20 protein-coding genes and 4 pseudogenes are annotated in these 21,039 nt (G+C 63.2%); 2 read left to right on the top strand and 22 right to left on the bottom strand.

What is annotated here, in order from left to right; all coding sequences use genetic code 11:
- The first annotated feature begins 234 nt into the window (after window positions 1-234).
- Entirely contained in the window at window positions 235-1,272 is a 1,038-nt protein-coding gene (locus tag IVA81_RS17500; protein ID WP_346659396.1) for a site-specific integrase, read from the top strand.
- Window positions 1,167-2,068 (top strand): annotated as a pseudogene (locus IVA81_RS17495) (transposase); the annotation flags it as partial. The gene IVA81_RS17500 and the pseudogene IVA81_RS17495, both read left to right, overlap by 106 nt.
- A gap of 45 nt (window positions 2,069-2,113) precedes the next feature.
- Here the strand turns inward: IVA81_RS17495 and IVA81_RS17490 are convergent.
- The 22 genes and pseudogenes from IVA81_RS17490 to IVA81_RS17385 form a co-directional block, all read right to left on the bottom strand.
- Window positions 2,114-2,684, bottom strand: a pseudogene (locus tag IVA81_RS17490) (response regulator); the annotation flags it as partial.
- Between the two features lie 25 nt (window positions 2,685-2,709).
- A complete protein-coding gene (locus tag IVA81_RS17485) occupies window positions 2,710-4,410 on the bottom strand; it encodes a hydrogenase maturation protein (RefSeq protein ID WP_247320223.1) in 1,701 nt (566 codons plus the stop codon).
- Window positions 4,411-4,418: 8 nt separating this feature from the next.
- Window positions 4,419-5,459: a hydrogenase expression/formation protein HypE gene (gene hypE / locus IVA81_RS17480; RefSeq protein WP_247320221.1), complete on the bottom strand. Its 1,041-nt coding sequence runs from the start codon at window positions 5,457-5,459 to the stop codon at window positions 4,419-4,421.
- Complete coding sequence (gene hypD, locus IVA81_RS17475) at window positions 5,456-6,598, bottom strand: hydrogenase formation protein HypD (RefSeq protein WP_247320219.1); 1,143 nt, start codon at window positions 6,596-6,598, stop codon at window positions 5,456-5,458. The genes hypE and hypD overlap by 4 nt, the downstream gene beginning before the upstream one ends.
- Entirely contained in the window at window positions 6,595-6,831 is a 237-nt protein-coding gene (locus IVA81_RS17470; RefSeq protein ID WP_247320217.1) for a HypC/HybG/HupF family hydrogenase formation chaperone, read from the bottom strand. The genes hypD and IVA81_RS17470 overlap by 4 nt, the downstream gene beginning before the upstream one ends.
- Window positions 6,831-9,086 carry a carbamoyltransferase HypF gene (gene hypF / locus IVA81_RS17465; RefSeq protein ID WP_247320215.1) on the bottom strand — a complete coding sequence of 752 codons (2,256 nt, stop codon included), beginning with the start codon at window positions 9,084-9,086 and terminating at the stop codon, window positions 6,831-6,833. The genes IVA81_RS17470 and hypF overlap by 1 nt, the downstream gene beginning before the upstream one ends.
- On the bottom strand, window positions 9,083-9,973 hold the full coding sequence (hypB, locus tag IVA81_RS17460; protein WP_247320213.1) for a hydrogenase nickel incorporation protein HypB: 891 nt from the start codon (window positions 9,971-9,973) through the stop codon (window positions 9,083-9,085). The genes hypF and hypB overlap by 4 nt, the downstream gene beginning before the upstream one ends.
- A complete protein-coding gene (hypA, locus tag IVA81_RS17455) occupies window positions 9,973-10,314 on the bottom strand; it encodes a hydrogenase maturation nickel metallochaperone HypA (RefSeq protein WP_247320211.1) in 342 nt (113 codons plus the stop codon). The genes hypB and hypA overlap by 1 nt, the downstream gene beginning before the upstream one ends.
- Window positions 10,307-11,401: a nickel-dependent hydrogenase large subunit gene (locus tag IVA81_RS17450; RefSeq protein ID WP_247320208.1), complete on the bottom strand. Its 1,095-nt coding sequence runs from the start codon at window positions 11,399-11,401 to the stop codon at window positions 10,307-10,309. The genes hypA and IVA81_RS17450 overlap by 8 nt, the downstream gene beginning before the upstream one ends.
- On the bottom strand, window positions 11,398-11,604 hold the full coding sequence (gene hybE / locus IVA81_RS17445; RefSeq protein ID WP_247320207.1) for a [NiFe]-hydrogenase assembly chaperone HybE: 207 nt from the start codon (window positions 11,602-11,604) through the stop codon (window positions 11,398-11,400). The genes IVA81_RS17450 and hybE (IVA81_RS17445) overlap by 4 nt, the downstream gene beginning before the upstream one ends.
- The gene (gene hybE / locus IVA81_RS17440) at window positions 11,595-11,912 is read right to left on the bottom strand and encodes a [NiFe]-hydrogenase assembly chaperone HybE (protein WP_247320205.1); all 318 of its coding nucleotides are present in this window, start codon (window positions 11,910-11,912) and stop codon (window positions 11,595-11,597) included. The genes hybE (IVA81_RS17445) and hybE (IVA81_RS17440) overlap by 10 nt, the downstream gene beginning before the upstream one ends.
- On the bottom strand, window positions 11,909-12,118 hold the full coding sequence (locus IVA81_RS17435; protein ID WP_247320203.1) for a rubredoxin: 210 nt from the start codon (window positions 12,116-12,118) through the stop codon (window positions 11,909-11,911). The genes hybE (IVA81_RS17440) and IVA81_RS17435 overlap by 4 nt, the downstream gene beginning before the upstream one ends.
- On the bottom strand, window positions 12,115-12,978 hold the full coding sequence (locus tag IVA81_RS17430) for a hydrogenase expression/formation protein (protein WP_247320201.1): 864 nt from the start codon (window positions 12,976-12,978) through the stop codon (window positions 12,115-12,117). The genes IVA81_RS17435 and IVA81_RS17430 overlap by 4 nt, the downstream gene beginning before the upstream one ends.
- The gene (locus IVA81_RS17425) at window positions 12,975-13,418 is read right to left on the bottom strand and encodes a hydrogenase accessory protein (RefSeq protein WP_247320236.1); all 444 of its coding nucleotides are present in this window, start codon (window positions 13,416-13,418) and stop codon (window positions 12,975-12,977) included. Before IVA81_RS17425 ends, IVA81_RS17430 begins: the two co-directional genes overlap by 4 nt.
- 242 nt (window positions 13,419-13,660) lie before the next feature.
- The gene (locus IVA81_RS17420) at window positions 13,661-13,957 is read right to left on the bottom strand and encodes a HypC/HybG/HupF family hydrogenase formation chaperone (protein WP_247320199.1); all 297 of its coding nucleotides are present in this window, start codon (window positions 13,955-13,957) and stop codon (window positions 13,661-13,663) included.
- Between the two features lie 25 nt (window positions 13,958-13,982).
- Window positions 13,983-14,567, bottom strand: a complete 585-nt coding sequence (locus tag IVA81_RS17415) for a HyaD/HybD family hydrogenase maturation endopeptidase (protein ID WP_247320197.1) — start codon at window positions 14,565-14,567, stop codon at window positions 13,983-13,985.
- Between the two features lie 18 nt (window positions 14,568-14,585).
- Window positions 14,586-15,329, bottom strand: a complete 744-nt coding sequence (gene cybH / locus IVA81_RS17410; protein ID WP_247320196.1) for a Ni/Fe-hydrogenase, b-type cytochrome subunit — start codon at window positions 15,327-15,329, stop codon at window positions 14,586-14,588.
- Window positions 15,330-15,345: 16 nt separating this feature from the next.
- Window positions 15,346-17,136, bottom strand: coding sequence for a nickel-dependent hydrogenase large subunit (locus IVA81_RS17405; protein WP_247320195.1), 1,791 nt, complete (start codon window positions 17,134-17,136; stop codon window positions 15,346-15,348).
- A gap of 30 nt (window positions 17,137-17,166) precedes the next feature.
- The gene (locus IVA81_RS17400) at window positions 17,167-18,258 is read right to left on the bottom strand and encodes a hydrogenase small subunit (protein WP_247320185.1); all 1,092 of its coding nucleotides are present in this window, start codon (window positions 18,256-18,258) and stop codon (window positions 17,167-17,169) included.
- A 341-nt stretch (window positions 18,259-18,599) separates the two neighbouring features.
- Window positions 18,600-19,108, bottom strand: a pseudogene (locus IVA81_RS17395) (nickel-dependent hydrogenase large subunit); the annotation flags it as partial.
- Window positions 19,105-19,278 (bottom strand): annotated as a pseudogene (locus IVA81_RS17390) (HupU protein); the annotation flags it as partial. The pseudogenes IVA81_RS17395 and IVA81_RS17390, both read right to left, overlap by 4 nt.
- Before the next feature lie 1,400 nt (window positions 19,279-20,678).
- Window positions 20,679-21,039 (bottom strand): hypothetical protein (locus IVA81_RS17385; RefSeq protein WP_247320183.1); only part of this gene is annotated, 361 nt, incomplete at its 5' end.

The raw sequence follows: 21,039 nt of genomic DNA, 5'->3' as shown, positions 1-21,039 counted from the left end.
CTCGCGACGGCAGCCCTTGCGTTTCACTAACCCTTCACCTCCATCAGGTTGGGTGGAAGACTTTCACTTCCGAGCTATTGAGCATGCCCGGCACACGACGAACCCGCTCCGCGGGAGGGTATCCGCGTTGAGCGCGGCGTGTCCCCCGTCGAAGCCAGCCAGTGTCCCTGACCCCGGCACCACCCGCACAGCGACGTAATCCGCCCCATTTCAGAAGCGCTTGCCCTTGGCAAGATGGTGTTGCTACCCGCGCGCAGCGTGCCTCTTGTCAAGGAGTTCGCTATGACCTCGCTTCGGTTACGCATGATGGAAGACATGCAGGTCCGCAACCTGTCGCGAAACACGCAGGATTCGTATTTGCTGCAGGTTTCGCATTTCGCTAAATCGCCGGCTTTGCTCGGCCCGGAGGATATCCACGCCTACCAGGTCTATTTGACGAACGAGAAGAAGCTGGCGCCACGCTCGGTGCAAGTGACCGTCGCAGCGCTTCGATTTCTCTACCGCGTCACGCTCGGCCTCGATTGGGATTTCGACCGGATCATTCCGTGCCCAAAGACGCCAAAGACACTGGCCGTCATTCTCAGCCCTGAGGAGGTGCTGCACTTCCTTGGCTGCATCGAGAGCTTCAAACACCAGGCGATCCTGACGACATGCTATGCCGCCGGTCTACGTATTTCCGAGGCGACCCGGCTGAAGCCTGAGGCTATCGATCGTCAGCGCATGGTGCTGCGCGTCGAGCAGGGCAAGGGACAGAAAGACCGCTACGTCATGCTGTCGGCCAGGTTGCTGGAGGTGCTGACGGACTATTGGCGCGCCGTGCGACCCACCGGGGCATGGATGTTTCCCGGCGCCGTTGCTGGAGAACCGATATCGACAAGCGCCGTAGATGCCACCTGCCGCCAAGCACATCGGATGTCGAAACTCTCCAAGCCGGTGACACCGCATTCCTGCGGCACGCATTTGCGGTGCACCTGCTCAAAGCTGGAACCGATCCTCCGTACCATCCAGCTCTTGCTCGGCCATCGCAGCTTGTCAACGACCGCTCAATATCTGCGGATCGCTACCAACAAGGTCTGCGCGGCGACGAGTCCGCTTGAACTGCTGCCGCGTCCGATCCCCAAGGCCTCCTCGCCGCCAGCGCTCGAACATTTCTGGCGGCCAGCCTCATGGGCCGCTCGGGTCCGGAGGTCGCGGATATATTCCGTCGCTACGGGGCTGCCTGGCGAGAGCAGCACTGGGCCTCGCTATCGACCGACCGACGCGCAGCTATGACTGCCATCGAGCGCTGCCGAACGTCGGCGCTCGGAGGCCATGTCGAACAGTGCGACCGCTGTGGCGAACGACGGATCGCTTACAACAGCTGCCGTTCCCGCAGTTGCCCCAAGTGCCAGTGGCTCGCCCGAGCGGAATGGATCGAAGCTCGGCGCGTTGCGCACCATCGCTGCCGATCGGAGACATCTCGGCGCGGAGATCGGGTTTTTCGCGGTGCTTCACACCTGGGGTCAGAATCTCAGCCATCATCCCCATCTCCACTGCGTCGTGCCCGGCGGCGGGCTATCGCCGGACGGGAGCCGCTGGATCGCGTGCCGTCCCGGCTTCTTCCTACCAGTCGCCGTGCTCTCCCGACTGTTCCGGCGGCTGTTTCTCGAAGGTCTGCAAAAGGCATTCGATGCCGGCGAGTTACGATTCTTTACGTCATTGGAACGGCTGCACGATCCCGTACGCATTCCGGCGCTATCTGGATCCCGCCCGCCAGGTCAACTGGGTGGTCTATGCCAAGCCACCATTCGCGGGCACTGAACGGGTTCTGGAATATGTCGCACGCTACACACACCGGGTGGCAATCGCCAACAGCCGGATCGTCGATATCGAGGATGGCAAGGTACGCTTTCAGTGGAAGGACTATCGCAACGAGAACCGGCAAAAGCTAATGACGCTCGAGACCGGGGAGTTCATCCGGCGTTTCCTCGTCCATGTCTTGCCCGAAGGATTTCAGCGCATCCGCTATTACGGTTTCATGGGCAACCGCTACCGCAAGCAAAAGCTCGCCCGCTGCCGCGAACTGCTCGGAATGCGGCAGTCCGATACGCCGGTAAAACCGAAGGAAGGAAGCGACGGAGATATCGTAGTCGGCGGCGCGTCTGCCGAGCTCGATCGCGTCATGCATCGGGCTATGGGGCGAATGCATGATACAGTTGAAGTCGTAAAGCTGCTTTGCGGCGCCGCGCTTGACCGAGACGACCTTCTTGACGTGCCCGGGGGTCGCCTTGACGTCGACCCCCGCCGTTTCCGTTTCCTTCTGAAGCCGCTAGAGCTGAACTGCTTCCTTGACGATGTCGACCCAACCGGTCCCGCTGCCATGGCTTCGTGATGTATTGATAGATGCCGGCCTCGTTGAGGCCGGCGATGATGTCTTCGCAGTCAGAATAGCCGGAGATGATCATCCGCACCGGATCCGCCCATATCTCGCGGACGCGCTTCCGGAAGCTGACGCCCGATTCGTGCGGCATCCGCTGGTCGCAGAGAATGGCGTGGACGATATCGCCTTCCAGGAGCTTCTCCGCATCGGCCGCATTGCCGGCGCACAATACCTCGAAATCCTGGTCGAGGACGCGCCGCAGAGCCTCCTGCGAGCGAATCTCGTCGTCGACGACGAGATTGGTTCCTTGGACGTTTCCTGGCACGTTTCCTGCGGGTTTTCTGGCATGCTCATGATCGCACCGCCATGCAGGTGGGTCGTGCGCGCTCACGCCGCGACCGGTGATTAGCGATGGTCAGCGGCGTACGCGACTTCGGGACCTTGTGAATGAAATTGTAACGCGCCACGTGGTAGCTTGGATCGAAGCCGTAGAAGTTGAGCCGCATGCGGCGCAGCTCCTCGTTGCGGTACGCGTCGAGCGGCTTCTCGGCTTCGTCGGCGGCGCGGCGCCTTTGCTTGTCGACAAGGCGCGCGGCATAGTCGGGATCCGACGCAAGCGCGGCGGCGAGCTTCACGAGATCGTCCGTTGCCGCGCCCCTGGCCGTCAGCACGCGATCGACGATGCCGAGGCGCCCGGCCTCAGCCACGCCCATCGGCAGCCGGCATTGAGTGATCTTGGCCGCATTCGCGGCGCCCGCGCGCCGCGGCAGAAGATAGGTCCAGTATTCCGAACCGTAGAGATTGCCCATGTCCTTGTAATGCGGATTGAGCACGGTCCGATCGCTGGCCCAGACCTCGTCGGCGGCGAGGCTGAGGAACACGCCGCCTGCGCCGGCATTGCCGCGAACGACGGAAACCACCAGCCGATCGGTGGTCTCGATGATGGCCCGCGCGAGATCGTCGATCGCGTTGATGTTGCGCCAGGACTCATCCGCCGCGCTGTCGGCGGCCTCGATCTCGGCAAGATGAATGCCGTTCGACCAATAATCACGGCCGCCGGTCAGCAGCAGCACCTTGGTTGCGCGCGCAAGCGCGGTTCGATAGGCGCTGAGCAGTGCATTGCAGTCGTCGGAGCTCATGGCGCCGTTGTAGAAGTTGAATTGCAGCTCGCCAACCTCGCAATGCTCGCGATATTCGATCGGACCGTAGCCGCATCCTGGCCTGTGCGGCAGATGCGCGGCTTCCGACGCGAAAATCTTTGTCGCCGGAAGCTTCAAGCTCTTCGGCCCGACACTCCGGACGTGGCCGATCCAGACCGCGCCGTCGATGGTCGCCCGGGCCAGCGCACCGTCGCACTGCGCCACCACGGTGCCGGGTACGCCGGAGATGCCATGGGCCTCATGCGCATCGAACAGCCGGACGTCCTGCCAGAACAGACTGTCGGTCAGGCCGGGCACGCCGTCGGCGCTGTCGATCTTGCGAAGCACCTCGACGGTTGTGTCGTGGTGCCAGTCGATCGCGCGATCCGCTTGCCGGCAGGGCCCCCGCACGCGAATGCGCGGATCGTCGCTCGCCATTGACGCGGGCGCCTCGTGCCCGGCCTCGATCGCGGCAATGGCCTCGAGCACCGCCTCCACCGCGCAGGAGGTGACCTCGTTGCGGTAGATGCTGGACTTCGCGGCACGCCGCATCGGGAACGTGCGATGGACCCAGATCGGACCGGCGTCGAACTCGCCATCCGCCTGCAGCACCGTGACACCCCACTCCGCGACGCCCTCGAGAATGGCCCAGTCGAGAGCCGCAGGACCGCGGTCACCGGGCGGGCCGGGATGCACGACGAGGCAACGCACGCCACGCCAGACATCGTCCGGGATCGCGCGTTTCAAGAACGGCGCGATAACGAGGTCGGGCCGATACAGCGCAACACTTTCGCGGGTCACGTCGGGATGGATATCGAGCTCGACCGAGACCTCATGGCTACGCTCGCAGAGTTCGACATGCAGCCGCTGCGTCAGGTTGTTGAAGGAATGCGACAAAAGCAGAATGCGCATCCTGAGCCTCAACAGATCCGGGGTAATTGTTCGCCCGACAGCCAGTCGACGATCCTTGCGCCGCCAAAGCTCGTCGCCATCTGCACGAAATGGTGGTCGTCCGCCACGGCCTCGCCGATCTCGGCGGCATCACGGCCGAGCGGATGCACCCGCATCGCCGCAAGCACGGCTGCTGCAACCTCGGGCGCCACGATCGCTGCCAGCTTGCCTTCGTTGGCGACGTAGAGCGGATCGAGCCCGAGCAGTTCGCAGGCCGCAGCAACACCGGGCTTCACCGGGATCGCCGCCTCCTGAAGTCGGAAGCCAAGGCCGGACTGCTGGGCGATCTCGTTCAGCGTCGCGGCGAGCCCACCGCGGGTGGGATCGCGCATCAAACGGATGCCCTTGCCGCCGGCCGCCAGCATGCTCGCCACGAAATCATGCAACGACGCGGAATCCGAGACGATCTCGGTCTCAAAAGCGAGGTTCTGCCGTTTGGACATGATGGCGACGCCATGATCCCCGAGCGTTCCAGAGATCAGGACACGATCGCCGACGCGGGCATTCCCGGCAGAGAGGTCGAGCCCGGCAGGCACGACACCGATCCCGGCTGTCGAGATGAACAGGCCGTCGGCCTTGCCGCGCTCGACGACCTTCGTGTCACCGGTGATGATGTAGACGCCCGCGGCTCGCGCGGCCTCGCCCATGGAATCCGCAATCATCTTCAGGTCGGAGAAACGAAAACCTTCCTCGATGATGAAGCTCGCCGAGAGATAGAGCGGCCGCGCGCCGGCCATGGCGATGTCGTTGACCGTGCCATGCACGGCGAGCGAGCCGATATTGCCGCCCGGAAAGAACAGCGGCGAGACCACATAGCCGTCGGTCGTCATCACCATGCGCCCGGCGCCGACATCGAACGCAGACTGGTCGTTGCCGCACGCCAGCCATTCATTGCCGAAGGCCTCGTGGAACAGGCCCGAGATCAGTTGCGACATCGCGCGGCCACCGGATCCGTGGGACAGGTCGACGCAGCCGTTCCTTATGTCGAGCTTGCGCTGATGGGCTTTCATGACGCCCGCCGTTGCTGATGATCGCGGAAGCGGCCGTAAGTCCAGTGTGCCGCACATGCACCCTCGGACGAGACCATGCAGGACCCCATCGGCGTCTCCGGCGTGCACACCGTGCCGAACAGCTTGCAGTCAACCGGCTTCTTCACGCCGCGCAGGATGGCGCCGCATTCACAGGCCGGATTGTCGGCAACGCGAAGTTCGTTCATGTCGAAGCGGACCTCGGCGTCGTATTTGGCGTAGGCCCGCTTCAGCTTGAGCCCGCTATAAGGCACTAGGCCGAGACCGCGCCACTCGAACTGGTCGCGCAGCTCGAAGATGTCGGAGACCTCCTCCTTGGCGCGCAGATTGCCGTCACGGGTCACTGCGCGGCTATACTGGTTCTCCACCTCATGTCGGTGCTCGTTGACCTGCCGCACCAGCATCAGGATCGCCTGCATCATGTCGAGCGGCTCGAAGCCCGCGATCACCACCGGCTTGCCGAATTCTTCGGCAAAGAACTCGTAAGGCTCGGTGCCGATGATGGTCGAGACATGGGCCGGCCCGACGAAGCCGTCGATCTCGACGCGGCCGATATTGCGGATATCGGGGCTTTCCAGGATGTTCTGCATCGCCGGCGGCGTCAGCACATGATTGCAGAACACGCTGAAGTTCTTGAGCTGCTTCTTCTCGGCGAGCCGGATCATCACGGCGGTCGGCGGCGTCGTGGTCTCGAAGCCGATGGCGAAGAACACGACCGCGCGGCCGGGAATTTCTTCCGCAATACGGATTGCATCAATCGTGGAATAAACCATGCGGACGTCGGCGCCGCGCGCCTTCGCCTTCAGCAGCGAGGCACCCTGCGAGCCCGGCACCCGCATCAGGTCGCCGTAGACGCAAAGGATCACGTCCGGCCGCTCGGCGAGCCGGATCGCCATGTCGATGCGTCCCGCTGGCAAGACGCAGACCGGGCAGCCGGGACCGTGGATCATCCGCACGTTCTTCGGCAGCATATCCTCCAGCCCGTAGCGGGAGATTGCATGCGTGTGGCCGCCGCAAAATTCCATGAAACGATAGGATTTTTCCGGATCGGCCTCCGAGCGAATCGCCCTCGCCAATCCCAGCGCGATCTCCTTGTCGCGAAACTCGTCGGCATATTTCATTGCGCGGCCTCCCGGCTTTCGGCGCCGATTTCACGCAACAGCTCCAGCGTCCGCTGCGCCTCCTCCGGATCGATCTTGGTCAGGGCGTAGCCGACATGGATGATCACGTAGTCGCCGACGGCGAGGTTTTCGATCAGCGCCACCGAGATCTCCTTGCTGACGCCATCGATCGAGACGACGGCCATGTCGTCGGGCAGGAGCTTTGTGACCTCAGCAGGTATCGCGAGACACATCAGGCGTTTCCTTCCGGGCCTTGCTGTTCGAGGAGTTGGAGCGCGGCGACCCAGGCTTGCCCGAGGCTGAGGCCGCCGTCATTGGACGGCACCTGGCGAGGCAGCAACGGCGAGAGCCCGGCGGCGACGCAGCCGCGCCCGATCTCGTCTGCGAGGATCGCGTTGAGGAAGCAGCCGCCGCTCAGGATGACGGTCGTGACGCTGGTCTCCAGTGCCGCGCGCGCGATCCAGTCGATGCAGGCGGCGGCGAAGGTGCCATGGAAGAGCTCGGCCCCATCGGCCGGATCGACCGCAAGGCGCTCGAGCAAGGGGAAAAGAGACAGCACGCCATTCTCGATCGTCCAGCCGTCCTTCGCGAGGCGCGGTGCGCGGACACGCGCTTCCAGCTTCATTGCGGCTTCGCCCTCGTAACTCTGCACCGGACAGAGACCAAGCAGCCCCGCCGCCGCGTCAAACAGCCGGCCGGCGCTGGTCGTCGTCGCCACGCCGGGCTGGTCGAGCATAGCGCAGAGACGCGCAGCCTGCGGCTGCATCGCAAAGCGCTTCGCAATCGCGTCGCCGCGCCGCAAGGCGTGCAGCACGCTCGCGGCCATGCGCCACGGCTCGCGCGTCGCGCGATCGCCACCCGGCATCTTCATCGGCGCCAGATGTCCGAGCCGCCGGAAGCGTGCACCATCGCACGAGAGCAACTCGCCGCCCCAATTGCCACCGTCGCTGCCATAGCCGAAGCCGTCGAGCACCAGCGCCAACGCTGGCCCTGCGACGCCATGTTCCGCCATCACGGATGCCGCATGGGCATGGTGATGCTGAACCGCGATCAGCCGCCTGCCGCTGGCTTCGGCGAAACGGGTCGAGGCCATGTTCGGATGCAGGTCGTGGGCGATGACGACCGGCTCGATGTCCAGCGTCGAGAGCAGGTGATCCACCGTCTCCTCGAAAAAGCGAATGCCTTCCGCGGTGTCGAGATCGCCGATGTGCTGGGAGACGAAGGCTTCGTTGCCGCGGATGACGGTGACCGTCGACTTCAGCGCGCCGCCGACCGCAAGCACCGACGGGACGGACTTCGCGAGCCTAATCGGCTCGGGAATATAGCCGCGGGCGCGGCGGATGAACTGCGCCCGGCCCGCGACCACCGACACGACAGAGTCGTCCGCGCGGGTGACGATGTCGCGGTCATGCGTGACGATCAGGTCGGCGATGCCGGCAAGCCGCCGTTTGGCCTCGTCATTGACGATCACCAGCGGCTCGCCGCCAGGATTGGCGCTGGTTGCCACGATCGCCCAACTTGCGCCGTCCGCTCGCGGATGCGCCGAATTGAGCGCCTTCAGCACCAGATGATGCAGCGGCGCGACGGGCAGCATGACGCCGATCCGCGACAGCTCCGGCGCAATCGCGGGCGGGAGCATATCGCGGGATCTCATCAGCACGATGGGCCGCGGCGAGGATTCCAGCAGCGCGAGCCCGACCGCATCGATTTCAGCGATCTCGCCGACCACATCCGTCGAGCCGACCATCACGGCGAACGGCTTCTGATTGCGATGCTTCCGGTGCCGCAGACGCCACACGGCCGCATCTTCACGGGCATTGCACAGCAATTGATATCCGCCGAGCCCCTTGATCGCGACGATCCTTCCGTCGGCGATCGCAGTGGCGATTTGCTTGGTACCATGACTGATCCTTGGCCCACATCGCGGGCAGGCAATTGCTTCGGCGTGGAAGCGACGGCTCGCCGGATCGGCATACTCTGCTGCGCAGGCCGTGCACATCGCGAAGCGCCTCATCGCGGTGGTACTGCGGTCATAGGGCAGCCGCTCGGCGATGGTGTAGCGCGGGCCGCAATGGGTGCAGTTGACGAAAGGATAGAGATGGAAGCGGCTCGCCGGATCAAACAGCTCGCTCAGACACTGCGGACAGGTCGCAGCATCGGCGGCGATCCGGGTCGAGACCTTGCCCTGCTCACTGGCGCGGATGTGGAACTCGTCGCTTTCGGTGATGCCGACCGGTTGCACGGAAATCTCGTCTATCCGAGCCAGTGGCGGTTTTTCCAGCGGCAGCGCATCGACAAAATCGGCGGCGCGCTCGCCCTCGACCTCGATCACCACGCCATCGGGATCATTGGCAACGAAGCCGCCGAGCCGATAGCGCGCGGCGAGGCCGTAGACGTAGGGACGAAAGCCCACGCCCTGCACGGCGCCGCGCACATGCAGGCGCAGCCGTCTTCGGCCTCGCGCCATGGCCTCGCCGCTCATGCTCATCCCGACACGGCCATCTCGGTCGGCTTCATCTTTGCAACCCGCTTGCGAATCCAGGCACAGAATGCCGCAAAACCCTCACCGGTGCACGCCGACACCGTCAAAACCTCGATCTTCGGACTGACCCGGCGCGCATATTCGACCGTCCTTGCAAGATCGAAGTCGAGTACGGGCGCAAGATCGATCTTGTTGATCAGCATCAGAGAGGAGGCTGCGAACATGTCCGGATATTTCAGCGGCTTGTCCTCGCCTTCCGTGGTCGAGAACACCACGATCTTGCAGGCCTCGCCGAGATCGAACGCCGCGGGACAGACGAGATTACCGACGTTCTCGATGAAGAGGATGCCGCCGTTAAGCCAGGGCAAGCGGTTATAGGCTTCGCCGACCATGGCAGCATCGAGATGGCAGCCCTTGCCGGTATTGATTTGGATCGCCGGCACGCCGGTCGAGCGGATCCGTTCGGCATCGTTGGAGGTCTGTTGATCGCCTTCGATCACGCCAATCGGAAAGCTGTCCTTCAGCTCGGACACGGCGCGAACCAGAAGCGAGGTTTTTCCGGCGCCGGGGCTCGAGACTAGGTTGAAAACGAGCACGTCGTCGGTGCGGAAGCGCGCGCGGTTGTCGGCGGCAAGCCGATTGTTCTTGCCGAGAATGTCGCGCTCGACCTGGATGATGCGGTCGCTGCTCATGCCAGCGATCTGCTGGCCTGCCGGGTTGGCGCTGCAATCGACCAGCCCGCCATCGCCGGGCGCGTGATCATGATGAAGGTGATAGTCGTGGCTGTGCCCATGATGATGCGAATGATCGTGCGCATGGGAATGATCATGGGAATGATCATGGGTGTGTTCGATGGACGCTTTGGCATCGCTGCAACCGCATACCGTGCACATCAGTCGATCTCCAGCTCCCTCACGCGCATCTCTTCGCCGCCGGTCACCTGCAATTGATAGCTGCCGCAGGACGGACATGCCTCATAGCGCTGCTTGATCTCGACGCCTTTGGAGCAGGCCATGCACCAGGCCGCTCCCGGCGTCTCGACGATCTCGAGCCTTGCTCCTTGCGCAATGGTGCGCGCGGCGACGGCCTCGAAGCAGAACTTCATCGCCTCAGGCGCAACATGGCTGAGCGCACCGATCTCCAGGCACACGACGTTCACCCTAGCGAAGGCGCGCTTGCGCGACTCCTCCTGGATAATCTCGATGATTCCCTCGCACAGCGCCATCTCATGCATGGTCGATCTCGCGGAAGCTGAGGCTGAAGCCGACGCACGGATCGAACGAGCCGACGAGCGTGCGGACCGCATCCAGCCCCTGCCGGCCCCCGGCGAGAATGGAGCCCTGGAGGCTGCGAACCAACGGCCCGCGGGCATGGAAATTCCACTCCGTCGGCGCCAAGAATTCGAAGCGGACGATGCGGTCTTCATCGTCGAGCTCGACGGCATGATAGAGCCGGCCCCGCGCGCATTCGACGGCACCCGCGCCTCTGCCGGTCCCCAGCCGGTAGCTCTGGAGGACACCGTCCTCGACTGTCCCATCGTCCGCCTCGAGGAAGGCGCAGAGCCGCGCCACTTCCGCGATCCGCGCCTTCAGACGCTCGGCGGGCCCCCCGCCCGGCGGCAGGATCGGCTCACGCCCAACCCGCCGCGCCCAGACGCCGGTCTCCGGAATCCGGCCATGGAGATCAGGCGCATCGGAGAATATCGCGCCATCGGCAAGCAGCCGCATGACGATTTCGAGATCGTCGGCTGCCGACAGGAATAACTGTTCGACCACCGGCGGCAGCAAGGCATCGCCATCGAAATTCGCAAGATGTACCGCCAGCGCGCTGCCGGCCCCGGGGGTTTGCTCCTGGCTCGCGATCCCGAGCGCGGCGAGCGATGCCCTGATCTTCGCCACCGCCTCGCGGCGCGAGACCGCCTCCCCGCGCTCGGCGATGCTGCCACCCAGAACGGCCGTGGCCTCCATCATGGCACGAACGGCTGCGGCGCCGGCGCCGTCAAGCGTGAGACGGCCAACGAACAGGCCGCGTAACAATTCGGTCAGGCGTTCGGCGACGACAGCGACGACGCGACCGTGCTCGATCTCGAGACTGGCATCCTCGCTCCGCGCCGCCTCGACCGCGGACAGGAAAGCTACCTGATGCGCCATCGAGCACAGGGAGAACAGACGCGGCAGCACCGACGGCAGTGACGAGGCCGGCTTTCCCGCGAACAAGCGCGTCAACGGCGGCCGGCTGCGCGGCCGGATCGCGACGTCGGCGATCGTGCCGCCGGCGAGCCACACCGTGATGTCGATCTCGTTGCGGAAGGCCAGGCTCATCCGCACCGCTCCGTCAGAACACCGCGCAGGAAGTTACGCCGTTCGATCGGGCTTGTTGCGGGCTCGCGACGACGGACCGCCTCCTCGCTGTCGCCCGGCAGCATCAGCTCGGCGAGGGTCGCTTCGGCCGTCGCCCGCGCGGCGACCATGTCCGCGAACTGGAACATCGGCGAGAACAGCGAGCAGCTCGCGATTAGGCCCATTTGTCCGACCTGGCTGAGAGTGAATTCAACTCGCCCGCAGGGAAGCGGATTCGCAGGCTCGAGCCCGACGTATCCCGCGCGATCGCGCTCGCCGGCATCACCACGTTCATGAACCAGGGCGTGACCATGATGCCGATGGTCGTGCCGTTGAACCAGCGGAAACCGACCGCTTCGACGCCGAGCGCGTCGTTGTAGATCGGCAGATCGCGCATCGCGCGCTCGCCGATCTCCCGATGGCTTCCTGCCAAGAGCTCGCCCCACGCTTCGGCGTCGGCGTCGCTGGCAGGAATTTGCGCATCAGCCGTCATGACTCGATCGCCATGAACTTGGATTTTGGAGAGTCGCAGTTCGGGCAGCGCCAGTCTTCCGGCAACGCCGCGAATGGAGTGCCGGGCGCGATCTGTGCCACCCCGTCGCCATCGGTGGGATCATAGACCGTCCAGCAGATGCCGCATTCCAGCCGCGTGACATCGGCGACGTCCTGGCGCACGCCAAAATTCTCGAACCCGCTCATTTGAAATAGGCCTCGATGATCTCCTGAAGCCGCTCAGCCGAGTCCTCGAAGTCCTCGTCAGCCGCAATCGCCACCGTCGGCACGCCGCCGACCTCCAGTGTATCGAGGATGATGGTGTCCATGGCGTTGAAGAACTGCACCGACCAGACATTGCGGATGCCCGTGGAGAGCACCCGGCAGGTACCATAGCCGCGAGAAACCAGTTGGATCGGCCCGTTCTTGATCGTGTCCTGGAGAAAACTCATGTCGACCGGGCTCATCGGCAGCAGCGTGAAATTGATGATCTGCGAGCGGATGCCCGGCCGCCATGCGAGCGCCCGCTCGCGGATTTCCGCAAGCACCGGCAGCACGTTCATGGCACCTTCGGGGGCCTGCCCGATCTCGAAATCCGCAGCCGTGAGATCGGCAGCGGCGCGCTTCACGATCTCCGGGATCGGCCCGACCTCGAGATATTCGTGATTGGCGTCGCTCTCGAGCCGCACACGCCAGATCCCGGCCAGCACAGATTCCTGGATCTGCGCCAACGATCCATCGGGCAGCGCAACGACGCCGGCCACTTCGCCCTCGCCCATCACGTCGGCAATCAGCTTGCGCTCGAGATCGTTGAGATTGCCAAGCCGGAACAGTTGCATCGGCATGTCGGCCTTCTGGCTCGCGATCGCTGCGGCCACCTTCGACAACAGCTCGATGGCGTTCGGGCAGATCCTGGCGAGTTCCGCGCTGTCGAGCGTGGCAAGCTTGGCCAAGGCACCGGCCGCGGTCAGGCTGCCGCTCGTCGCGTTCAGGTTCTCATCGCCGATCGGAAACACGTTGATCGGCTGCTCGGCGCCCTCGGGCGCAGTCCAGAAACCCGCTTTCATAGTTCGACACCTTGGCGGTGCTGGGGAACGATGGTTGTCATGACAACGGCGCTCGTGCCGCGCGGACGGTCGATCAGCTTGGTGATGCGGTCGACATAGATCGACCAGTCCTGGATCTTCGCGATCAGCCCGAGTGTCTCGCCCTTGGCGACGAAGATCAGCGTCGGCTGCACGCGCACGCCAAAACGCTGGCCGAGTTCGCTCTCGGCACCGCGGGCGATCACCGCGGCACGCAACCGACCCTTGAATGCCTCGATTAGCTCCGGCAGCACGACCGCGACGTGGATCGCCTCCGGAAAACGCGCGGGGTCTCCCGCCGACAGCAACACGGCGATGGCGCGGGCCTCGTCGGTCGTATTCAGAAAACGATCGACCCTCGCAGCATCAACCTCCGGCAAGCCACGCCGCGCCAGATCCTGCCTTCCCTGCTGGAATTTCATCAGACCTCCCCTGACAAGCTTATGATTCTGCTGGGAATAGGGATCAGCAAGGTACGTGCCAAGATCGGTTATCACCTTTCCTGATTTATCTAATTGATTTGAATCATATATTTCCACGACAGGAGATGCATCAATCCCAAGACGGAAAGCTAATTTCCATATGGGATGAAAATGAACTCAGCAGATAGAAATTTATCTTCCAGCGAGGACGCGGGCTCTCGCGGAGCGGGCTGCCGCCCTAACTAATCAAGCCGGAGATGCTCGGGCAGTTGCGGCTCCCGGTCGATGAGGTCTGCGAAGAAGCGATCGCAGTCCTCGCCATTGATCGCTGCGCCCAGACCGTCGATCGCGGCGCCGATCAGGCGCGCCTCGGCCTCATGCAGAAGCCGAACCGCGGTGTCGATAAAGACCAGCACCTTGGCACCGGCCGGCGGGTTCGAGAGCAGCAGCATCGAAACGCGCCGCTGCTCGCCTCGGAACTCGCACAGCGCCGATATCCCGTCAGTCTCAACGATCGTCATCGGCAAGCCGAGGCACATGGCGGATCTCCGACGGTGCAGCCGGTCAGGCCGGCCGTCCCCTCATCTCGTAATGCCGATGATCGATGTCGTTGGCGAGCAGCCGCTCCGATTCTGCCAACGGCGCGGTGCGCGGCATCACCTCGACGCCCCATTCGGCCAGGATCTCGCAACCAAGCTCGAGCGCCGGCGCGATCTGATCGCGCACCGGCTTCGTCAGCGGCCCACCCCAATCCTCGAGGTCAAGCGGCTGGCAGCCGATCAATACGAGATGTCGCGGACAACGGCCAAGCAGGTCGGCCGCGCTGATGACCTCCTGGAAGCCGGTCTGGTGCAAGCTCATCTTCTTGGCGCCGGTGAAACGCGGCACCTCGTCGTCGCGAACGAGCTTCAACTGCCCGGGCTCGAGCCCATAGTCGATCGCGTCGAACACGATCAAACGATCCGCACCCTCCAGGTAGTTCACGAGGTAGAGCCCCTGCGTGCCGCCGTCGAGAATGGTGACGCTGTCGGGCACGGCGTAGCGGCGGTGGAATTCCTCCACCGCGCGCACGCCAAAGCCTTCGTCGGCCCACAGGATGTTGCCGATGCCGAGCACCAGGATGCGGTTTGCTTGCGAAGATGTCGGCATCGGTATCATTCCAGTTTCTCAGTCGCGGAATTGCCGCTCGCCGGAGATCATCGAGGAGATGATGCTCTGGCGCGACATGATGTCCTCACGGACCGCGGCGTAGATGTGCACCATCACGAACGCGACCAGCGCCCACATGCCGAGATGATGCCAGGTGTGAACGTCCTGGCTGTTCGGCCAGACCGCGAACACCCAGCCGAACAGCTTGTGCTGCCAACTGTCGATGCCCGCACCTTCCGAATAGAGCGCAAAGCCGGTAACGATCATGAACGCCACGAATAGCGTGAAGCCCGTGAACATCGCGGTCCGCGCCAGCGGGTTGTGGCCGACATACATCTTCGGCTCGCGCTCCAGGAACGCATACCAGCGGATTTCATGCAGCACTTCCTTCCAGAAGTGCTTGCGATGCACCGGCAGATAGAAAATCTTCCGGGAATGGTGATTTCCGACGAAGGCCCACAGAATGCGGGCAAGGAAGAACACCGCCAGCACCTGCCCCGCCGCGAAATGGGCAAAGCGGATATAGCCCATCACGAAGTTCGCCGAGGCCTCGCCCTCGACCGACGGCAATGGCGTTGCGATCAGATAACCGGTCACCATCAGCACGATGATCGAGAACGCGTTCACCCAATGGCAGATCCGCACCGGCGCTTCGTAGACATAGACGGCCGGACGGCCGACCCCATGTTCGCCGGCCGCATCGGCCGCTATCGCGGAGAGGTCCGGCTCGGCTTCCGCCGGACGTGCAACTACATCCATCATGGCGTTTCCCCCTGCTTCACCTGACCTTGACGCTGGCCATTTCCTGGCCGTCCGGACTCATAACATGCGTGGAGCAGGCCAGGCACGGATCGAAGGAATGGATCGTGCGCAGGATCTCCAAAGGCTGCTCGGGATTGACCATCGGGGTGTTCATCAGCGAAGCCTCGAATGCACCGATGTTCCCTTGCCGATCGCGCGGTGAGCCGTTCCAGGTGGTCGGCACCACGCACTGGTAGTTGTCGATCTTGGTTTCCTTGATCTTGATCCAGTGCGCGAGTGCGCCGCGCGGCGCCTCGGTGAAGCCAAAACCCTTGGCCTCCTTCGGCCAGCTCTCCGGCTTCCACTTGTCGACGTTCGCCGTCGAGCTGTCGCCGGCCTTGATGTTGGCGACGAGCTTGTCCTGGAAGTAGTGCATTTGTCGTCCGGCCCAGACCGACTCCAGCGCGCGCGCCGCCGTGCGACCGAGCGTCGAGAACAGCGCCGACAGCGGAAGGTTCATATCCTTCAGGAACTTGTCGACAGGATCCTTGAACTCGGCCTTGTTCTGCGCATAGCCCACCACCCAACGCGCCAGCGGGCCGACCTCCATGGCGTGACCCCGCCAGCGCGGCGCCTTGATCCATGAATATTTTCCGCCCTCATCGAGCTGCTCGATCGCGGTCTTGGTGCCTTTCGCATTGGGCCCCAGCACGTAGTTCGGCTCGGTCACGCCGTCCCAGGGATGCAGTCCCTTGGTTTCGTCGGGATATTTGTACCAGGAGTGAACCACGAACTCCTGGATCTCATCGGGGTTGGCATGATCGACGGGAAGCACCTCCGAGAGATTGCCGTTTATGATGGCGCCCCGCGGCAGCTTCAGGCTCTTGGAGGAGTAGTCGTTGGCGTGTTCCGGCACGTCGCCATAAGAGAGTACGCTCTTGCCGGAAAGACCGCCGCCGTAGAGCCAGTCCTTGTAGAACGAACCGATCGCCGCCACGTCGGGCAGGTAGACCTGCTCGTTGAACTCGATCAGGCGATCGATGATCGACGAGATCAGGTTCAGGCGCTCGATGTTGATGGCACCGACCGCGCCCGTGCCGTCGACGTTGATCGGACAGGGCACGCCGCCCACGAGCCAGTTCGGATGCGGATTCTTGCCGCCGAAGATGGTGTGGATCTTGACGATCTCCTTCTGGAAATCGAGCGCCTCCAGATAGTGCGCGACCGCCATCAGATTGGCCTCAGGCGGCAGCTTGTAGGCCTTGCTGCCCCAATAGCCGTTCTTGAAGGGCCCCAACTGCCCCGACTCGAAGAAGTTCTTGAGACGGGTTTGCAGGTTCTTGAAGTAACCTGGCGACGACAGTGGCCAGCTCGAGATCGACTGCGCGAGCGTCGAGGTTGCCCGCGGGTCGGCCGAAAGCGCGGAGACCAAATCGACCCAATCCAGCGCGTGCAGGTGATAGAAGTGAACGACGTGGTCGTGCACCTGCAAGGCAAGCTGCATCAGATTGCGGATCGAATTGGCGTTCTCCGGAATGGTGATCCCGAGCGCGTTCTCGACCGCGCGCACCGACGTCAGCGCGTGCGTGCCGGTGCAGACGCCGCAGATCCGTTCCGTGAACGCCCAGGCGTCGCGGGGATCGCGGTTCTTCAGGATCACCTCGATCCCGCGCCACATCGTGCCGCTGGAGACTGCGTTTCGGATGACGTTGTCGGCGTCGACATTGACCTCGACCCGCATGTGACCTTCGATACGGGTCACCGGATCGACGACGATGCGCTTGCCGGAATTGTCGAGATTGAAGCCGTTGGGAGCCTGGATACCCATGATTTTCTTACCCTTGGATCTCTTTGGCGCTTAGCTGGTGTGGTGCGCGTCTTCGCGCTTGCCGGCGAGCCGCTTCACCGCGGTCACTGCTGCATGCGCGGCGACTGCCGCACCGACGGCTCCGGCCGCCACCATGCCGATCTGGTCGGCGTTATTCTCGATGCCGAACTGCTTGATGTTGGTGAGACGGTCGTAGAACGAACCCTTGTCCCAGAATCCGTCTTCCGAGCAGCCGATGCAGCCATGGCCCGACTGGATCGGGAAGGAGACGCCGCCATTCCAGCGCACGGTCGAGCAGGCGTTGTAGGTGGTCGGGCCCTTGCAGCCGATCTTGTAGAGACAATAGCCCTTGCGCGCCGCCTCGTCGTCCCACTCCTCGACGAACTGGCCGGCGTCGAAATGCGGCCGCCGGTAGCACTTGTCGTGGATGCGCTGCGAGTAAAACATCTTCGGCCGGCCCTGACGGTCGAGCTCGGGCAATTTGCCGAAAGTGGTGATGAAGGTGACGACGCCGGTCATCACTTCGGCGATCGGGGGGCATCCCGGCACCTTGATGATCGGCTTGTTGGCGATGACCTTGTCGATGGGCGTTGCCTGCGTCGGATTGGGCTTGGCTGCCTGCACGCAGCCCCACGAGGCGCAAGCGCCCCAGGCGATGATCGCCATCGCGTCCTCCGCCATCATCTTCAGCTTCTCGACGAACGGCTTGCCGCCGTCGATGCAGAACATGCCGCCTTCGTTCAGCGGCGGATTGCCTTCCACCGCGAGAATGTATTGCCCTTTGTGCTTGGCGCGGGTCTCTTCGAGGATCGCCTCCGCCTGGTGGCCTGCGGCCGCCATGATGGTGTCGTCATAGTCGAGCGAGATCATCGAGAGCACGGCATCCTTCACCAGCGGGTGCGCGGAACGAATGAAGCTCTCGGAACAGCAGGTGCATTCGAGGCCGTGCATCCAGATCACCGGCACGCGGGGCTTGGTCTCGAGCGCGTTCGCGATGCGGCTCGCCGCCAGCGGCCCGAGGCCGAGACTCGTCGCAGTCAGGCCGCAAAATTTGTGAAAGCTCCGACGCGTGATACCTTGACGCCTGATCACGCTGTAAAACGTTTCCGTCGCCGCGCTCATGAATCCTCCCGCCTCGGCTTGGACTTGTCTATGACGCCAAGGACAGCAAGAAGCAGGCCAAGCACTGGGAGCGTAAGGAAAGTAGAGTGATACCAAATTGTTGCAGATTTGGATTGCTCGAATTGCGGTGCGCGCATGCCCCGATCGAGAAAAGCGGAAACAATTCGATTTCAGGCGACAACGAAGTTTCCCCCCCCCGCGCGAGAGACCACTCAATGCGCGGTGCACACCATCCAGGGATCGAACGAGCGCACGACGTGCTGGATGGCGACCGAGCGTGCGCCGGCGTCGCGGACATCGGTGCCGATCAGCGCCTGCTCCAGCGGGCCGCCGACATCCGCCGGTTGGAAGGCCAGACTATGCGGCCATTTCCCGGCGAAGATACCCATGGGTTCGAGCAGCCGCGCCCGCGCCGGCAAGACATCGCGTGCCGCAGTGCCGCGCGTCGCTGCGAAACGGTCCCGTGCCGCCTCATGCCAGGCGTGCGCGGCACAGGCCTCGCGAGCGAAGTCCGGCATGAAGAAGATGTAGAAGTGCGTGAGATGATCGGCGGCATTCTCCGCCGCATGCGCGAGATTGGTGGCGAGAATCCCGTTCGGCGCGACCGCGGCCGCCATCGCATCGCGAAGAGCGGCAGCCGCGGCGACCGGCTGCGAGACCGAGCAGATGACGCAGATCCGCGGAGCCAGCGCCAGCGCCTCGAGGGGCGGACGCCCCTCCAGGATCTGCTCGAAGCCGCGATACAGCGGCGCCGTCACCTCCGCGCGCATGACCCGCCCACTTTCGACATCGAGGCCAACTTCGAGATCGCCCTCGAGGCGTTGAGCGGACCGATCGTGATGCGCGTCATGGCGTGCGCTTGGCCGTCGGACGGCCGGGCGGCACGACCACGTGGTCCGCGGTCGCATTCAGCCGCACCCGCCGCAGCGTCGCCGACTTCGACAGGGCCGCGAGCGCCATGAACCAGGTCTTGGGCATCTCGGTCGGAAGTCCGACGGGAATGCCGGCAAGCTTTGCGGATGTCTCTCTCCACAGTGAAACGCGAAGCGACTTGCTCCGGCGCGACCTCCCTCGGCACGACAGATCATCTTCAAGAGAGCCACGTGACCGGGCTGGCTTATCGGCCCGATATGTGCAGTTTTCGCCTCGCTGGCGAGCACGCCTGATTTCCAACAGCGCAAAGCGACGGCGACTCCGAACAAACACGTGGACAAACGTTGGAATGGCTCATCGACCACCTGGATGAATTCCAAGCAGCGGCGGCCGCCGGCGCGACTCGTTTCCGGTTCGCACGCCACGCCCGTGCTGCCGTCCGCAAGCCCTGCCCCGACGCCTCAGTGAGCGAACAGAGCGCGGCGGCTATGCTCTACACACGAGAGGCGGCGAGCCGTTTTCGAGCGGACGCTAACGAATAAACAGGCAAAGGGACCTTAAGCTCATAAGAAGTTGGAACGCGGCCCTGGGCCTCAGCGGCATCAATGCCTAGATCTTGTGATCTGCGGCAGCCGCTTCATCGGCAAGGTCCTCGCGAACCGACGCATCTATGTCGCCACCGGGCAGTGTCTAGCGCACCCTCAACGCGCCCCTGGCCGGCACATATCGCCGGCGGCTTGGCCCAGAGTATAGTATGCACAGACGTGGCTTGCCCCATCAGTAGAGACCGTTCAGGCCTCGGCTGATCCGAACTCCTCTTCAATCGCGGGACACACCAACTGCACGTCCGGCTCGAAGACGAAGTCGCGTAGCACAGGCGTCACTTCAGCTTGATCTGGACGTCACCACGGCAGAATGCCTTCGGTAATGCCGAAGCCGCACGACTTTCCGGTCGCGTTCCTGTCGAGATCGCCCAGCAATGATCCACAACAAAAATTTAGCTGTCTGTGAAGCTCCACCGTCACATTGAACGGGTCTTAGTCATTGTATTCGTTTTGGGCACAGCTGAGCCACTGACTGCGACCTCAAAACGAAACACTCGTTATCAAACGTTTTGATGGACCATCAGGAGGCTGGGACATGCTGGGCCCTCACCGTTAGATTCTAATTTTTGAGGATTTTGCGTCATGTCACATCCACCCCCTCAAACCAAGCTGCATGCTGTGCTGAAAGGTGCTCTGGAGGATGCTGTCCGGATGGTGCCTGAAGCAAAGCGGACGTCTTCATTGAAGGCTTGCCTCGCCGAGAAGGTTCTAACTCTGGCCGCGCGGGGTGAGAGCAATCCAACGATCCTAACTCGTCTCGCCGTGCTGACAGTGCAGAAATCCTGTCATGGCTGTTACGGATGTGAAAGGTGGTAGTCGCACGGGGGAGCCCGCGAAGCGCGAATTGATTAATTTGAACGGGAAGGTCGGGCTTTCTGGCGTCACAGTAGCACGGTTGGCGATACGCTTTTCGCTGACGTGATGGAGATTCGGTTCACTATGTCATGGCGTCCGCGTGACCACCCACGCCGAGGCCAAACTTATCGCATATAAAATAAGACAGAACTTCCTTCGATCTGTAAACCGCCACTGCCTCGCTTCGGGAATGTCGCTTTCGCGACACACGAGCGTGCATTGAAACAAGACCGCGTCGGAATCGAACACAACACACATTTGCCGAATACCGGAATGCACATGCAGGGAGGACCAGACTTTGATGACGGAAACGATTGCCTTGATCACGCAGGCGAATACTACCCAAGAACCTAAGAGTCTGTCCGGGATCATGCTGTTTTTTGGCAGAGCTTTCGCAGCATGAGGCGGATTGAGGCGAGGCGCAAGAACGCCAATGCCTTTCGGTTGA

The organism is Bradyrhizobium sp. 141 (genome assembly GCF_023074055.1).
In the GTDB taxonomy this organism is placed as follows: Bacteria; Pseudomonadota; Alphaproteobacteria; order Rhizobiales; family Xanthobacteraceae; genus Bradyrhizobium.
Note: the sequence above shows the minus strand (reverse complement) of the source record. Positions and strands in the feature narration are given on the sequence as shown.

Coding starts and splice junctions, on each gene's coding strand:
- IVA81_RS17450 (WP_247320208.1), bottom strand. CDS start 11,401: ATGAGCCTGGCCTTCCGCAACGAGATCGACATCACGGTGTGGCTCGCC.
- hypE (WP_247320221.1), bottom strand. CDS start 5,459: ATGAAAGCCCATCAGCGCAAGCTCGACATAAGGAACGGCTGCGTCGAC.
- hybE (WP_247320205.1), bottom strand. CDS start 11,912: ATGACGGCTGATGCGCAAATTCCTGCCAGCGACGCCGACGCCGAAGCG.
- IVA81_RS17415 (WP_247320197.1), bottom strand. CDS start 14,567: ATGCCGACATCTTCGCAAGCAAACCGCATCCTGGTGCTCGGCATCGGC.
- hypA (WP_247320211.1), bottom strand. CDS start 10,314: ATGCATGAGATGGCGCTGTGCGAGGGAATCATCGAGATTATCCAGGAG.
- IVA81_RS17500 (WP_346659396.1), top strand. CDS start 235: ATGGTGTTGCTACCCGCGCGCAGCGTGCCTCTTGTCAAGGAGTTCGCT.
- hypF (WP_247320215.1), bottom strand. CDS start 9,086: ATGAGCATGAGCGGCGAGGCCATGGCGCGAGGCCGAAGACGGCTGCGC.
- IVA81_RS17420 (WP_247320199.1), bottom strand. CDS start 13,957: ATGTGCCTCGGCTTGCCGATGACGATCGTTGAGACTGACGGGATATCG.
- IVA81_RS17425 (WP_247320236.1), bottom strand. CDS start 13,418: ATGAAATTCCAGCAGGGAAGGCAGGATCTGGCGCGGCGTGGCTTGCCG.
- cybH (WP_247320196.1), bottom strand. CDS start 15,329: ATGATGGATGTAGTTGCACGTCCGGCGGAAGCCGAGCCGGACCTCTCC.
- IVA81_RS17430 (WP_247320201.1), bottom strand. CDS start 12,978: ATGAAAGCGGGTTTCTGGACTGCGCCCGAGGGCGCCGAGCAGCCGATC.
- IVA81_RS17400 (WP_247320185.1), bottom strand. CDS start 18,258: ATGAGCGCGGCGACGGAAACGTTTTACAGCGTGATCAGGCGTCAAGGT.
- IVA81_RS17470 (WP_247320217.1), bottom strand. CDS start 6,831: ATGTGTCTCGCGATACCTGCTGAGGTCACAAAGCTCCTGCCCGACGAC.
- hybE (WP_247320207.1), bottom strand. CDS start 11,604: ATGGGCCTAATCGCGAGCTGCTCGCTGTTCTCGCCGATGTTCCAGTTC.
- hypB (WP_247320213.1), bottom strand. CDS start 9,973: ATGTGCACGGTATGCGGTTGCAGCGATGCCAAAGCGTCCATCGAACAC.
- IVA81_RS17435 (WP_247320203.1), bottom strand. CDS start 12,118: ATGAGCGGGTTCGAGAATTTTGGCGTGCGCCAGGACGTCGCCGATGTC.
- hypD (WP_247320219.1), bottom strand. CDS start 6,598: ATGAAATATGCCGACGAGTTTCGCGACAAGGAGATCGCGCTGGGATTG.
- IVA81_RS17485 (WP_247320223.1), bottom strand. CDS start 4,410: ATGCGCATTCTGCTTTTGTCGCATTCCTTCAACAACCTGACGCAGCGG.
- IVA81_RS17405 (WP_247320195.1), bottom strand. CDS start 17,136: ATGGGTATCCAGGCTCCCAACGGCTTCAATCTCGACAATTCCGGCAAG.